13 protein-coding genes are annotated in these 14,172 nt (G+C 35.6%); all 13 read right to left on the bottom strand.

Going from position 1 to position 14,172, the window contains the following annotated elements; genetic code table 11:
- Positions 1–3: 3 nt before the first annotated feature.
- Positions 4–1,245, bottom strand: a complete 1,242-nt coding sequence (locus PQQ29_RS11815) for an MDR family MFS transporter (RefSeq protein WP_010991198.1) — start codon at positions 1,243–1,245, stop codon at positions 4–6.
- A 199-nt stretch (positions 1,246–1,444) separates the two neighbouring features.
- Positions 1,445–2,056 (bottom strand): hypothetical protein, encoded by a 612-nt coding sequence (locus PQQ29_RS11820; RefSeq protein WP_003763700.1) that lies wholly within the window; start codon positions 2,054–2,056, stop codon positions 1,445–1,447.
- 189 nt (positions 2,057–2,245) lie between these two features.
- Positions 2,246–2,776 (bottom strand): HdeD family acid-resistance protein, encoded by a 531-nt coding sequence (locus PQQ29_RS11825; protein ID WP_003770059.1) that lies wholly within the window; start codon positions 2,774–2,776, stop codon positions 2,246–2,248.
- Between the two features lie 14 nt (positions 2,777–2,790).
- Positions 2,791–3,522 (bottom strand): glucosamine-6-phosphate deaminase, encoded by a 732-nt coding sequence (locus PQQ29_RS11830; protein WP_003770061.1) that lies wholly within the window; start codon positions 3,520–3,522, stop codon positions 2,791–2,793.
- Positions 3,523–3,565: 43 nt separating this feature from the next.
- Positions 3,566–4,411, bottom strand: a complete 846-nt coding sequence (locus PQQ29_RS11835; protein ID WP_010991199.1) for a Cof-type HAD-IIB family hydrolase — start codon at positions 4,409–4,411, stop codon at positions 3,566–3,568.
- Positions 4,412–4,532: 121 nt separating this feature from the next.
- Positions 4,533–5,840 (bottom strand): 6-phospho-alpha-glucosidase, encoded by a 1,308-nt coding sequence (locus PQQ29_RS11840; RefSeq protein ID WP_010991200.1) that lies wholly within the window; start codon positions 5,838–5,840, stop codon positions 4,533–4,535.
- Between the two features lie 20 nt (positions 5,841–5,860).
- Positions 5,861–7,777 (bottom strand): BglG family transcription antiterminator, encoded by a 1,917-nt coding sequence (locus tag PQQ29_RS11845; protein ID WP_010991201.1) that lies wholly within the window; start codon positions 7,775–7,777, stop codon positions 5,861–5,863.
- A 15-nt stretch (positions 7,778–7,792) separates the two neighbouring features.
- On the bottom strand, positions 7,793–8,539 hold the full coding sequence (locus PQQ29_RS11850) for a carbohydrate deacetylase (protein ID WP_010991202.1): 747 nt from the start codon (positions 8,537–8,539) through the stop codon (positions 7,793–7,795).
- A gap of 13 nt (positions 8,540–8,552) precedes the next feature.
- Positions 8,553–8,867 (bottom strand): PTS sugar transporter subunit IIA, encoded by a 315-nt coding sequence (locus PQQ29_RS11855; protein ID WP_003763713.1) that lies wholly within the window; start codon positions 8,865–8,867, stop codon positions 8,553–8,555.
- Positions 8,867–9,223, bottom strand: coding sequence for a PTS sugar transporter subunit IIB (locus PQQ29_RS11860; protein ID WP_003763715.1), 357 nt, complete (start codon positions 9,221–9,223; stop codon positions 8,867–8,869). Before PQQ29_RS11860 ends, PQQ29_RS11855 begins: the two co-directional genes overlap by 1 nt.
- An 18-nt stretch (positions 9,224–9,241) precedes the next feature.
- Positions 9,242–10,543 (bottom strand): PTS sugar transporter subunit IIC, encoded by a 1,302-nt coding sequence (locus tag PQQ29_RS11865; protein WP_010991203.1) that lies wholly within the window; start codon positions 10,541–10,543, stop codon positions 9,242–9,244.
- Between the two features lie 154 nt (positions 10,544–10,697).
- The gene (locus PQQ29_RS11870) at positions 10,698–13,481 is read right to left on the bottom strand and encodes a YhgE/Pip domain-containing protein (protein WP_010991204.1); all 2,784 of its coding nucleotides are present in this window, start codon (positions 13,479–13,481) and stop codon (positions 10,698–10,700) included.
- A 33-nt stretch (positions 13,482–13,514) separates the two neighbouring features.
- A complete protein-coding gene (locus PQQ29_RS11875; protein ID WP_003723817.1) occupies positions 13,515–13,985 on the bottom strand; it encodes an Rrf2 family transcriptional regulator in 471 nt (156 codons plus the stop codon).
- Between the last annotated feature and the right edge of the window lie 187 nt (positions 13,986–14,172).

Below are 14,172 nucleotides of genomic sequence, written 5' to 3' on the forward strand. Positions count from 1 at the left end.
TTTCTATTCCCCCTGATTGATGGAAATTTTCAAGGCAGCTTTTTCTTGTTGATCCTTTTTCTGTAAAATTTGTTGTAAGGTAATGCTAACTAGCGCACATCCGAGTAAAATAAATGCGCCAATGAATAAAGCTTTGATGCCGCCTAAATGTTGAACTACAATTGCTCCTAAAAATGGCGCGAGCATGCGAGCGGCTGTAGCCATTCCGTTCACTAAGCCTTGATATAAACCGGCCGCTCCTTTTGGTGCAAGTTGATAAGCAATTGTTGGGATTGCTGGCCAAGCAAACATTTCGCCGAGTGTTAAGAAAATCATCCCTAACACAAAACCGCTATATACGCTTGCATTCATTGCGACAACAAAGGATAAAATAAATAAGACAATACCGATATAAATTTGTGCCAGTAAGTATTTTTTAAATCTATTAACAACTGGAATTAAAACTAATTGCCCCAGTACAATAAGAGCGCCGTTTAAACTCCATAAATTACCGTATTCGCTAGAAGTCACACCTTTTATTTCCGTCATATAAGTAGAAAGATTGGACTGCCACTGCACATGTGGTAATTGGCAGAGTAAGTATGTCAGTAATAATAGCACAAAAGAACATAATGCGAGCTTCGTTGGAAATTCTCGTTTAGCTCCTTTTTTACGATGTTTTGTTTCTACATTAACTTTTTCGGATTTCCAGTCTATTTTGTAGAAGAAAAAGAAAAAATAGCCAGCAAATATAATTGCAAATACAAAAGAACCAATATATACGTGGCTCATTCCTTGTTTTGCTAGTAGACCTGCAAGAAGCGGCCCTACTGCAACCCCGATATTTTGAGCAACATAAATCGCATTAAACCCTGTTCTCCCACCAGTTGGATGCGTTAACCCTGCCGCTGCGTAAAGCCCTGAGAATACCATTCCCATCGCAATACCAACCGCCCATAAATTCCAAATAAAGAACGGAAATCCGTGGAAGAAACATAATGAAGCTGTTGAGAGTACTAATATTATCGTACCAATTGTAAGTGAAATAAAGCCTGAAAAACGGTCAAAAATAAGTCCACCGATAATACTTGAAATAATTCCTACACCTGAATTAATCAACAATACCAATGAAGCATCCGTGGTTGACATACCCAACTCTTGCGTCATATAAATCATATTAAAAGGCCAAATAAATGATAGCCCTGTATATAGTAACACCATTCCAATAATAACAATCCATAAATCCTTTGGTAACCATTTCGTCATTTCCTACACTTTCCCTTCTTAAAAACTAACCTTTTTTAGGTTATCACAACCACGCTCTTTCGAAAAGAAAAAGTTCATCAAAAAACCACCTAGCAAATTTTGCTGGTGGCTAATAAGGGACTGGCAATAATTCCCTATCATGGTTATTCTAAGTGTACTATGAATTGCGTCATTTGTCTGTGAAAATGTTAGAAATATTTTAATTATTTTTTTCTAGTATTAAATCATATTCTAAGTTTCTTAAATAAGAGTGAAATTGAGATACATTTATTTCAAAATAATAGCCTAATTCAAAAAGAATATGTCGCTCTTTCAATTCATTTAATTGGGCAATATAGGACTCTTTGGGAAGTATTTGCATAATCTCTTGACGAAAATACCCTTGTGCGATTTTCCAAGAAGTAGTATGAAGTCTATCCGGCATTTTTTTAATGAACCATTGGATACAATCCTTTGTTTCCCGTTTCAAAAAGTTCATTTCTATTGCTGTTAGATCTTCCAGCTTCACTTTATCCATATTTTTCACTATATCAGCAACATATGTTAAAGGAATTTTCCAAGCAACGGTCTTACATAAGGGGTGGATTTTTGTCTTTTCTCGAATAAAACCAAGAACGCTTCCTTTCCCCCAAGAACTATTTTTTTCTGCGTATTGCGTTACGCTGCCTTCATCAATCGCGTAAACAAATTCATTATTTTCAGGACAATCAATAATATCATCCTTGTTCCAATACACCAATTCAGCTACTTCTTGAAACTTCGGATTACTAGTCAAAGTAAAAATCAACTCCGTAGTAAACATTCCCATCATTTATCCCGCCTCCTCAAAATCATTGCGAAATTGCAACTTCTTTAATCATAATAAAAAAAGAGCGAGAGATAAGTTCTTAAAGAACCATCTTCTCGCTTCTTATGTCTATTTTGTGACAGAATTACCACTCCACTTTTAAAAATGTTATATTTTTAACATTTTTATATAAAACAGGATAAAAAATTAGCATTATTTCCGGTGTTCTCCTTTTCTAATAACCCACCAAAGGGATAGACAAGTAATTCCTTGGAAGACGAAAAACAGTCCTAAAATAATTCCGATTGCAATCGCTACTAATGTATTCGTGAACAACGAAATAACAGCAATAACAATTCCTAAAATCCCCATTATGAGCAGTAAAGTCCAGCCCGGGAAACCTTTTACGGCAAAAGCAGTTAAAATTCGTAAAATCGCTGAGGCTAATATCCAAATGGCAAAGATGATAATAAAAATACGTTCGGCCATATTCGATTCAAAAATAGCAAAACCACCTACCAAGATCGATAATATCCCGTCTAGCATAATCCATTTAGAAATGCTCCAATATTTACGTTCGCCAAAGTAAGAAATAACTTCATTAATTCCATTTAGCACTAAAATAATTCCGATAAAAATTGTTAGCGCTTGAAGAGAAGTACTCGGGTTAAACATTAAATAAATGCCAAGCCCAATCATTGCTATGCCGAGAATTAATACAAAGTAAGTATATAATTTCCTCATATTTCCACTCCCTTTTAATGGTTAGTAAGTAAAGATCCGGCTGCCTCATCTATAATAAAGACAACATTCGGGTGATTTCGTAATATAGAAGCCGGACAATCTACGCTAATAGGGCCTTCTAACAACCCTTTAACCGCCTCTGCTTTACGTTCACCAGAAGCTGTTACTAAGATTTGTTTTGCATCCATCATATCCGCAAGTCCCAGTGTAAGCATTTGCGATGGCGCTTCATCTTCGGTTAGATTGTTATACATGATAGTACTTTTAATAGTAGATTCATCGCTATCTGCTAAAAATAAGCGGGCATCAAATGGTGTACCAGGCTCATTTGCACCAAGGTGACCATTTACTCCGAGTCCTAAAATTTGTAAATCCCGCTCGTTTTCTTCCAAAATTTTCTTGTAACGAGCAATCTCATCCGTAAAATCATCTAAGCTTCCATCTAATAATTCTACTCTTTTTGGCATTTTGGTTATTAAATCATAAAATTTTTGATGCATATATGTATAGACGGTAAAAGATGCATCTCTTTTAGCCACATATTCATCAAGATTCATTAAAAATACTTTTTCAATCGGGATTTCACCAGCGTTAATTTCTTTTACAAGCCCTGCAAACATTCCATCGAAACTCGCTCCTGTAGTTGTGTTAATGACTGGGTTGTCATTTTCAGTAATTACTTGTTTTACCACTTCGAGAGCTTCTCGTGACATTTCTTCATATGTTTTTGTTTTAATTAATTTCATCAAAAATCCTCCTCCATACTACTCATTACCCAAACAATATATTCTAAATCAAACCATGTTTTTCGAAGCTTAAATATAAGCCATCTTCATCAACCGATTTAGTAACTTCATTAGCAAGGATTTTTAACTCTTCTTTAGCATTTCCCATCGCAATACCAGTTTCACAATACGTAAGCATTTCTGCGTCATTCATGCCATCGCCAATAGCCATGGTATCTTTTTTATCCGCACCAATATGTTCTAACAGAAACTCAATCGCTGTTGCTTTATGAATATCTGGAACCATCAATTCGCCACTGTCATCTCCAAAAATTGGAACCGTACAATGTAAAACTTCAAATTTACCACTAAATTCTTTTTTTAATTCTTCAAATGGTACATCTTTATTTTCTAAAAAACATGCTTTATTAACATCTGAGCGGTAAAGGTTCGTTTCACCGTAAGTTAAACTTTCCATAAACGGATGTGGGTTATTAACTTTTTTCTCACGTGCTATTGGATCATTTTCCACATCGCCGTAAACTAAATTATCTAAGTGGGCTTCTAAGTTTTCACTAGCAAACAATCCACCATTTGATTCCAAATAAAAATCTAAATTCTTTTCGTGGAAAAAATCAACCATATGAACGACATCAGCATCTGATACTTTTTTATGATAAATAGTTTCATTGTCTACTTCGATATAACCCCCACCAGCACCAATAATTCCATCAAATCCAATGGATAAAATTGATTCATAAAGCTCTGGTTTGGACCGACCAGTACATAAATAAACTTGATGCCCATTACTTCTTGCTTTTATTATTGCTTCTCTTGCCGATTCTGGTACAAGCCCATCATCACTCACTAGTGTGCCATCTACGTCTACAAATACTATTTTTTTCGTCATGTAATACCTCTTTTCGTCTGTTAATAGTTTAATTATAGCATTTCTTTCATAGGAAGGCGTTCAATTATATAACAAAAAAACATCGAATAGTAAAAACTGTCACCATTCGATGTTTTTTATTTTATTTTAAAACTGGCCAAAATGCTTTATTTTCAATAATCATTTCATCCAACACTTTTTTAGCTACTGTTGCATTTGGAACTGATTGATTAAGTGTAAATGCTTGTAATGCTTTTTGATAAGAATTTTCAAAGTAAGCATCTACGAGTAATTTTTCTGCTGCAACTTGTGCTTCCATTAAGCCCTTATGGAAATCTCCAATCGCAGGTAAGGCAATAGCTTCTACACCGGTCGCCCCAACATAAGCTGGTACTTCAACAACCGCATCACTGCGTAAGTTTGGAATAGAACCTTTATTTTCAACTATCAACATAAAGCGACTTTTCTCGTCATTTAATAGAGACGTAGCAATATCAACAATATATAAGCCATGCACGCCAAAGTAGAAATCAAGCACATCTTCTTTTTCTTTATTACGGATTTTATCGGCCATTTCTTGAGTTTTTTGCTCGCGACCGTCCATTACTGTGTTAGCACGCGTATAGTTTGGATCTGCATAATCTACGTACATATCCGGATACAAATAATATTCTAAATAATTATTTGGTAAGTTATCTGGGAAGTTTTGCACCATGAAGCGAATCATATTAAATGCGCGGTTCCAACTTGGATCTTCTTCTTTAATTTCTTGAACTTTTAATTTCTCTAAAAGCTCTGGCATAATATCACGTTTCAATGATTTATCATAAATTTTTGTATACCAACCAAAGTGATTCAAACCGTAGTAAGTTGCAACCCAATTATCGCGGTCATATCCGTAATTTTTCGCTAGCGTGTCTTCAATACCAATTGTCATATCACAAACATTAATCATTCGAATGCCCGGGAATTGTCTACGTACCGCTTCAGAAATAATTGTTTCCGGATTCGTATAATTTAAAATCCAAGCTTCTGGAGCGTATTTTTGAATAAAGCCAACTAATTCTAAAAGTGGGCCAATGCTGCGAAGTCCATATGAAAATCCGCCAAGTCCACATGTTTCTTGGCCGACTAAGCCATGTTTAAGTGGGATTTTCTCATCTTTTTCACGCATTTTAAGTCCACCAACACGAATTTGTGAGAAGATAAAATTAGCGCCAGTAAAGGCTTCTTCTGGGTTTGTTGTCTGAACTAGCTTAATACTTGAAAAGCCTTGTTGTTCTAGCATATATTGCAGAATTAAAAACATGTTTTCATTTCTAGATGCTTCAATATCGTATAAACGGATTTCACTTACTGGAAGTCTTTCTTGTCCATTAAGCACTGCTTGAATAATTCCTGGCGTATAAGTACTTCCACCACCGGCGATAGTAATAATTTGTTTTTGCATGCCTTTCACTCCTTAAAAACTTACTCATTATTGTTATAAATAGTTTGTAATAACTCCACGCATTCACGATAAGTGCTACATTTGCTTATTTGTTCTACATACGATTTATTAGAAGCTATTAACGATAAAAAATCATTAATTAATGGCGCTTCCGTTCCATCTAATTCTTCAATCATTGGAATCATAATTAGACTAACCTTGTGATTATCCCAGGTAATTGGCTTTTTCATAATACAAATAAAAATACCACTTTTAATCGCAACATTTTTAATTGGATGAGGTAAAGCAATCCCTGTTGGTATAGCCGTTGAAAATAACTGTTCCCGGCTAAATAATTTTTCTGTAAAACTAGTTGGTACATATCCTTTACTTATACAATATTCACTTAAAAAATCAATTGCATTATATTTCTGATCATATTCATAATTGGTCAAAAATAAATCTTCATGTAAATATTTCTCTTTAATATATGCAAATTTTTTCATTTTATTAGCTTCTATTGTTGCCGAAAGCTGTTTTTTTATTGTTACTTCCTCAATTAAACCGATATTGTTGGATAAGACAATACACGGGACTTCCGCAGGCAAATCAATTTTTTTAGTAGAAATACACAAATCAACATCTACATTTTCTGATAGTAGTAATTGACACTGTGTATTATCGGTAATCTCTATAACTTCTACGTTTACGGGTCGTAGTACTTCTGCTAATTGCTCTCGTAAGTAATACATCGCAGCTTTACCTTCTAGAACAATGAATGCAATCCGTACCACTTGGTTAAGTTGATGTTTAGCTTCTATTTTGCGGTAGTATTGGTATAAATACATTACGAGTAGAATAATTTCCTCTTGATTGAGAATTACTCCTAGACGTTCTAATAACTTTTCTCCGATGAAAATGGCAATATCTAGTAAGTAACTGTACTGCTGCGTGATGATATGCGTCACTTGATTTTTAATGACAATACCTCTTTTAGCCCTCTCAAGTGCGATAAAAATGTGTTTTGTCATATCGCTAGTTACTTCTAAATCAGTTGTAAAATCTATGAGATAAACGTGCTTAATTTCTTCAAGAATTAGTAAAATTTCTTGGTAAAGTTCGCCTTCTAAAACCATTTTCGTAGTGACTTGATTTTCAAAATTGTTCATCGCAACAATTTTTTCATATTCAGTCAAAATAAATTGTTTCATTTCAGCAGAAATCCCATAACCCGCTTCCTGCTCTATCGCATCAAAGAGCTCTCTTAAAAACGGGTTATCGATTTCTGTAACCGTTGATTGTTCTGGATGTTTTTTTAAGAAGCCACTGCTATAAATTATTTGCGTTAGTAAGATTGTTTCATCAAAATACTTTAAAACAATCTTATGTTTATTGATTATTTTTGATAATATTTGGTGGATTTTTTCATTATTAATTTCTGGAAAACAATTGGTGATTAAAATCGTTTTTAGCGACTCATCTAGCTTTGCGATGCGGTTTAATAATTCCATTTTCGTAGTTGGTGTGGCACTTATAGCATAAATACCGTCACTAGAATGAATGACTACATCTAAACCTAATAATTGTTCAAAGTAGCCTCGCAACCACTGAATATCACGTTGGATGGTAGATTCTGATGTATATGTTTCGGTTGCATATTCATATATGTCTACTCCATCATCTACAAGTAATTTCTTAATTAATTGCGCCATCCGGTTTTGTTCAAATCCAGCTTCTTCCTCAACGTCAACCGGAAAAGGTTTTTCCATATTATAGGCATATCCTAACTTTTTAGAAGTAAAGATAAAGTCCTCTCCTATATTTTCTTTAATAACACGTATATCATTTCTAATTGTCCGGTCACTTATTTGGAATAGATCCGCTAATTTTTTCCCAAGCAACCAATTATTCTCATTATACAGCGTGCTTAAAATATTTTTTTGACGTTGATTAAGCATTTTTAATCACCTATTTCATTTTTTTGGAATATCATGATAGGAAATTAATTCTACATTATTTTCGTTTAAAAACTGGCGCATTCTCGGTGAAATTAAACTTTCTAATTCATTCGCGCGTGGCGTAGAGAATGTTGAATTTTCCAGAATAAAAGTATCTAGATAACCAGGATGTGTCATGATTTCAACATAATCATAACACAAAATAGAAGCTGCATTGTCATAAATATAGTCTAAGTTATCATATTCACCGTACGGGATTTCAAGCGGCTTTTCCCACATAAATTCGACATGTTCAAAACCTTTTGTATCATGATTTCTAAGTGGTATCCCAATTTCTTCTGCTAGCCTTTTCGCGGCACTCGTAACGACTGGATAAATATCTGTTGAAAATAAATGGCTATCCAAGTGGCTTGGCTTTTTCTTCATAAACTCCGTAAAACGATGATATTGTGCTTTAAACTCTTGGTAAACCTCTTCTTCGTTGTAAGGATATTCAGGAGTAGTAAATTTAGGCTTTATTAATTCGCCGTCTTCATTCACTAAAGTTGCTCCATTTGTTAGAGGTTTACCAAGCGTCAAATTAAGATGCAAGCCAATTCCGAGCGTAGGTGTTTTTTTTGATAAATCTACCGCATGTTCAAAAGCTGGCATAGTAACCATTAACGTTGTAGAAGTTAATACACCTAAATTATGCGCATCAATAATTCCATAATTGATAGCTCTTGTGAACCCAAAGTCATCTGCGTTGATAATTAGCTTCATAGCTTTTCTCTCCTTACTTTTCATCTAAACGCTTATACAAATTAAGCACGGATTTAACTAAGTCAGAGTATACAAAAGCATTCATTAGATGATCTTGTGCGTGAATCAGCAGTAAAGAAAGTTCTTTTGAGCTACCGTTTGCTTCTTCTTGAATCAAAGACGTTTGAACATGATGTGCTTCTCTTAAAGATTGATTTGCTTGCTCGATACATGCTTCTGCTTCTGCAAATTCACTTTTTTCAGCGTGTTGAACGGCTTTTAGAAACAAGGAAGACGCATCTCCTGCACTTGATATTATTTTAAAAGATTGTAATTCAGTGCCTTCCATTAGTTTCCCTCCGTCGTAAATGTATTCGTTCCAGCTTCTTTAATTTTTTTAAATGCAGCAATAAGAATTGGTACTGCATTCATATTGCCATAATCTTCTTTATCAATTACTTCTACAGGAACTTTTAACCCGCGTTCTGTTGTAGCTTCTATTACTTGTTCATATGCCATTGATAATTGCGGTCCGAGTAAAACAATAGACACGTTATCTAGGTGGTCAGAATATTCATCTTTCCCCCAAGCTTCAATTGTAATTCCTTTATTCTTAAACTTTTCTGATGCCGCAATAGCCTCTTCCATCTTTTTCACTAAAATGGAGGTGGATAATCCGCCAAAACATACTAACATAATTTTCATGTCTATCGTCCTTTCATACTAAAAATCAAAATCATCTAGACTAGCTTCTTGGTCCCCGCTATTTTCTTGTACAAGCGCTTCTTTTTCAGCAATTTTAAAGAATGGATAGTAAATGAGCGCTGAACAAATCAAGATAAGTCCAAGTACAATAATGTATCTCCAGTCAAAAGATGCAACAATGGCACCGATTGGAACTGGTACATATGGAGAAACCATCGTAAATGGATTCATAAGACCTAGCTTGATTGAGAACCAACCAATTAATGCTGCAATTTGTGGCGCAACCATCATTGGAATAAAGAATCTCGGGTTTAAAACAATCGGAACACCAAACATTACAGGTTCATTAATACTGAAAAATGTTGGAATTAATGCCAATCTACCAAGCGTCTTATAACGTTTAGATTTAGAAAACATCATAATAACAACGAGCGCGCCTGTTACTCCTGCTCCTGTTACCCCAACGATACTCCACATAAAGTCTGGAGTGAAAATAAGCATGGAAGAAAGTGGCTCTCCTTTTGCAAGTGCTGCTGCATTCGCGTCTACGTTTTGGAAAGCTACACTTAACCAAACCGGCGCCATTACAGAATATCCGTGAATACCAAACCACCATAATAATTGCTGGATAAAGATAATCAACATAATTCCAGGTAGCGTGTTTACAAGCGAAGTCAGTGGTGAGAATAACGTTTGAATAAGCTCAACTACGCGAATACCGCTAATTGATTCAACCCCAAAGCTTAAAATCGCTACGATTAAAACCGAGAATAAAATCGGCCATAAATTTTCAAAAGATCGTAAAATCGGCGTTGGAACACCCTGACCTAAATTAATCGTGAATTTCAATTTATTTTTAAAAATGTGTAGAATTTCTACAGATAATAAACTAATTACTAAAGCTACAAAAATACCTTCGCCGGCAAGATAAGTTACATCACTTCCGCCAGCTTCAAGTGGTCTTACTGCTACTACAACAAAACTCATTAAGGCTGTTACAATCGCCCCAATATCCCACAAATTGCGTTCTTTTGCATAATAATATGCTACGAAAATCGCTACATAGACAGACATCAATCCAAAGGTAGCAAAATGAATCGGGGAGGTAATGTTATTAATATATTCAGCAACAGCAGCAATCCAACTAGGTAGTTTTGGGATTCCTCCTAATTGCTGGAACAATACCGGGACTGCACCAACTAAAGTTATTGGAACAAGTGCCATCATTCCTTGACGTATTGCCTTCATCTGGGTGTTACTTTCTAATACTTTTGCAAATGGTAATAGCCATTTTGACAGAAATCGTTCTAATGCTTTCATTAATTTTCATTTCCTTTCACTAAGCTGTTATACGTTCATGATAGCGCATACAAAAATACCTCACAATTAATCTTATTTCCTAAGCATAGGAAATCCTTTTTAATACAAAAAAATCCCTATAAAGTAATTGCTACTTTATAGGGATTTCGCTATTTTAGTTTTCTAATGCCATTAATTTTTGATTATCATCAAGTGCTGATTCATGTGCATCATGGCGTTTTTTCAAGTGACTCATGGATAGATATAGTAAACCGATACATGCGATCATGATGATTGTAAGAACGAGCATTGACATACTATATACATTTGGTCCCATACCCGCTGCCAGTGACTCTCTAAAGGCATAAATTGAGTAAGTCATTGGTAGGAACGGATGGATTAAGTTGAAGAACCATCCAGTAAGTGGCATTGGGAATGTTCCGCCTGAACCCGCTAATTGAACAATGAGTAATACCATCGCGATAAATCGACCTGGATTATCAAATGTCATTGCAAGAAGCATGATAAGGAACATGTAAGCAAGAGCTGTAATAATCGCTGTTCCAAAGAACTCAACGATATTATCTGGTCTTAATCCTAACGCTATCATGATGCCACCTTCTAGAAGCGCCATCGCAACTGCTGCTACAAAACCAAGTGATAGTTTACTTAACCACCATTTGTAAGCTGGTTGACCTTCCATTGAAACACGTCTAATTGGCATAATGAAGTTAAATACAAGTGCGCCAACGTATAAAGCAAGTGACAACACATATGGTGCTAATGCGTGACCGTAATTACTTACGTGCGTATATTCATTATGTGCGAGTTTTGTTGGAGCAGCAATCATGTTAAATGTTTTGTCTGTTGCTTTTGTATCTTTCACTTGTTGCGCACCATCTGCTAGTTTGTCTGTTAATTCTGTGCTACCGTCTGTTAATTTAGTTAGTCCATCACCTAATTGGAAGGAACCGTTCGCTAGTTTAGAAGAACCATCAGCAATTTTGGAAGAGCCGTCTGCTAGTTGTCCTACACCTGAAACTAGTTTTGGTGAGTTAGCTGATAATTGGTTTAAACCTCCTGCTAATTGGCTTGAACCTGCTTGTAGTTGATTTACGCCTCCAGCAAGTGTTGGAACTTTAGCAGCTAATTGGTTTGTTCCGCCTTGTAACTCTTTTGCACCTGAACGTAATGCGTCTGAATTGCTTGCAAGTTTATTACTTCCATCATTTAACTGACTTAAGCCGTTTTCCATATTTGAACTACCGGCAGCAAGTTGTCCTACGCCTGAAGTTAAAGTTGGGATTTGGTTGTTAAGTTCATTTGTTCCTGCAACTAATTTTGCATTGCCGGCTTGAGCTGATTTTAGTCCAGCTGTTAACTGGTTCGCGCCACCGAGTAAAGTTTGACTGCCTGAACCATTGATTGCTTGATGGATACCATTAAATGCTTCTGTAGTTCCACCATGAACTGCTTTATAACCAGCTGAAATTTTCGCTACACCAGTTTGCAATTCAGTTACTTGTGTTTGAATTGCCGCTAAATCAAGACCTGATAAGCCGCTTTGTAGTTTTTCTACAGTCGCTACTTGAGTGGCAGATTTTTGTGATTCTTTGTCTAAATCAGCTTGAATTGCATCAATAATTTTTTGTTTATCTTCCGCGCTCACACCGTTTGTTGCATTAATTTTTGCTTTAATTGCTTCGGCATCGAAGTTCGCATTGGATTTAATAAAAGTTAAACCATTTTGTAAATCAGTTAAGCTTTTTTGAAGAGCTTGTAATTGTTTTGCGAGTGCTGCATCTTCACCGTTTACGTTTTGATTTAATTGGTCGATACCTTGTTGTAAATCATTCATACCTTGTTTTAATTGAGCTATTTTACCTTGGCTATTAGTTAAATTACCATCTAGTTCTTTTAATCCTGCTGAAAGTTTATTACTACCATCAACTAGTGAATTTAAGCCAGTTGCCAGGCTTTTTTGACCGTCGTTTAATTGCGTTACACCAGATGCAAGAGCTGGTACGCTGCCATTCATTTTGTTTAAACCATCAGAAAGGGCAGTAGAACCATTGTATGCTTGATTAATTCCACCAGAAAGTGTATCTACGCCTGATGTATAAGTCGAAACTCCGCTTGATAATTTTGTTGCTCCACCATCAAGTGCAGCCACACCGTCTTTAAGTGGTCCTACACCAGCAGCAAGCGTTGAAACACCAGCATTTAGTTTATCGCCACCAGCGGCCGCAGTATTCACGCCATCTGTGTAAGTTTTTAAACCAACTTCTAACGTATTAGCGCCATCTTTGAACGTTAAAGAGCTATCTGCGAGCGTTTTTAAATTAGTAGAAATTGTTTTATTACCTTCTTGTGATTTCACGAGGCCATCTTTAATTTTTCCAGAGCCATCAGCGGCTTGGGCGAACCCGTCACCAGACTCTTTAATTTTATCAAAAATTGCTTCCGCGTATGATTTTGTTACCTCAGCGGAAACCTCGCTTTTCAGTTGTTTGGCTCCTTGTTCACTCACGACTTGACCTAAATAGTTAAGCGAGCCGTTTGTTTTATAGGATAATTCCATTTTTTTCGGATCTTTATCTAAAACGGATGCTGCATTTTTAGAGAAATCTTTTGGAATTGTGACAACCATATAATATTTGCCATCTTTTAAGCCTTGTTCAGCGTCTTCTTTGGAAAGGAAATTCCAATCGAGTTCTTTGTTGCTTTTCAGTTTGGTTACTAACTGATCGCCAACATCCATTGTTTGACCGTTATAATCAACCGGTTTGTCATTGTTAACTACCGCTACTGGTAAATCCCCTGTTTTGCCGTACGGATCCCAGACGGATTTTAAGAAAAAGCTTGCATATAAAAGTGGAATAAACAGAATAACTACAAATGATAAAAGTAGTATTTTGTTTTTAAATAATTTTTTCCACTCATTTTTTACCATATCCATTTTATTACCGCACTTCTTTCTTTTAAAGATTTATTACGCTTCGTTCCAATCTATGATAGTGGTTCGTTCTTTCCCAATAACTTGCTCTACTAAAACAGATAATTTTTGTGAGTATAAATAATTAGCGTATTCTTTATCAGCGTTTCTAAAAGCACTTGTAATGGTGTGAATACCGGACTCGGCAAATTCATGATAGTCAGAGAAAACAGTGTGGATTAAGTCGGAATCTGGGTATGTATCGATTTTCCCTTCCACTGCTTCTACAATGTCCAGCAAATTAATTTCTTCAGGGTCTTTAGCAAGCGTGAAACCACCGTTATTACCCGAAACTGAATTAATCAGCCCGCTAACGACTAGCTTCCTCAAAATTTTACTAATATAAGACGGCGACGAATCACGCAATCGGTGATGAATAGTTACGGAAGAAATGGGAACATCTACCTTCTGGGTGTACAACATCGTCATAATACAAAAAACCTGATCCATACTTTTGCTCAACTTCATAATAAAAATCCTCCCTCTTCCCATTATTACCTTTCAATATCCTTAATGGACATTCAACATCTATATACAATACACCCATTTTTTTTAAAGTGCAAGAGTTTTTTACTGAAAATGGAAAAAAATTTAATGAATGCGTTTGCCGTGAATAAAACAACCGCAAGTACTGTCTCAAAAATTTTCCTTAGCT

The organism is Listeria innocua (genome assembly GCF_028596125.1).
Lineage (GTDB): Bacteria > Bacillota > Bacilli > Lactobacillales > Listeriaceae > Listeria > Listeria innocua.

Coding starts and splice junctions, on each gene's coding strand:
- PQQ29_RS11815 (WP_010991198.1), bottom strand. CDS start 1,245: ATGACGAAATGGTTACCAAAGGATTTATGGATTGTTATTATTGGAATG.
- PQQ29_RS11820 (WP_003763700.1), bottom strand. CDS start 2,056: ATGATGGGAATGTTTACTACGGAGTTGATTTTTACTTTGACTAGTAAT.
- PQQ29_RS11825 (WP_003770059.1), bottom strand. CDS start 2,776: ATGAGGAAATTATATACTTACTTTGTATTAATTCTCGGCATAGCAATG.
- PQQ29_RS11830 (WP_003770061.1), bottom strand. CDS start 3,522: ATGAAATTAATTAAAACAAAAACATATGAAGAAATGTCACGAGAAGCT.
- PQQ29_RS11835 (WP_010991199.1), bottom strand. CDS start 4,411: ATGACGAAAAAAATAGTATTTGTAGACGTAGATGGCACACTAGTGAGT.
- PQQ29_RS11840 (WP_010991200.1), bottom strand. CDS start 5,840: ATGCAAAAACAAATTATTACTATCGCCGGTGGTGGAAGTACTTATACG.
- PQQ29_RS11845 (WP_010991201.1), bottom strand. CDS start 7,777: ATGCTTAATCAACGTCAAAAAAATATTTTAAGCACGCTGTATAATGAG.
- PQQ29_RS11850 (WP_010991202.1), bottom strand. CDS start 8,539: ATGAAGCTAATTATCAACGCAGATGACTTTGGGTTCACAAGAGCTATC.
- PQQ29_RS11855 (WP_003763713.1), bottom strand. CDS start 8,867: ATGGAAGGCACTGAATTACAATCTTTTAAAATAATATCAAGTGCAGGA.
- PQQ29_RS11860 (WP_003763715.1), bottom strand. CDS start 9,223: ATGAAAATTATGTTAGTATGTTTTGGCGGATTATCCACCTCCATTTTA.
- PQQ29_RS11865 (WP_010991203.1), bottom strand. CDS start 10,543: ATGAAAGCATTAGAACGATTTCTGTCAAAATGGCTATTACCATTTGCA.
- PQQ29_RS11870 (WP_010991204.1), bottom strand. CDS start 13,481: ATGGATATGGTAAAAAATGAGTGGAAAAAATTATTTAAAAACAAAATA.
- PQQ29_RS11875 (WP_003723817.1), bottom strand. CDS start 13,985: ATGAAGTTGAGCAAAAGTATGGATCAGGTTTTTTGTATTATGACGATG.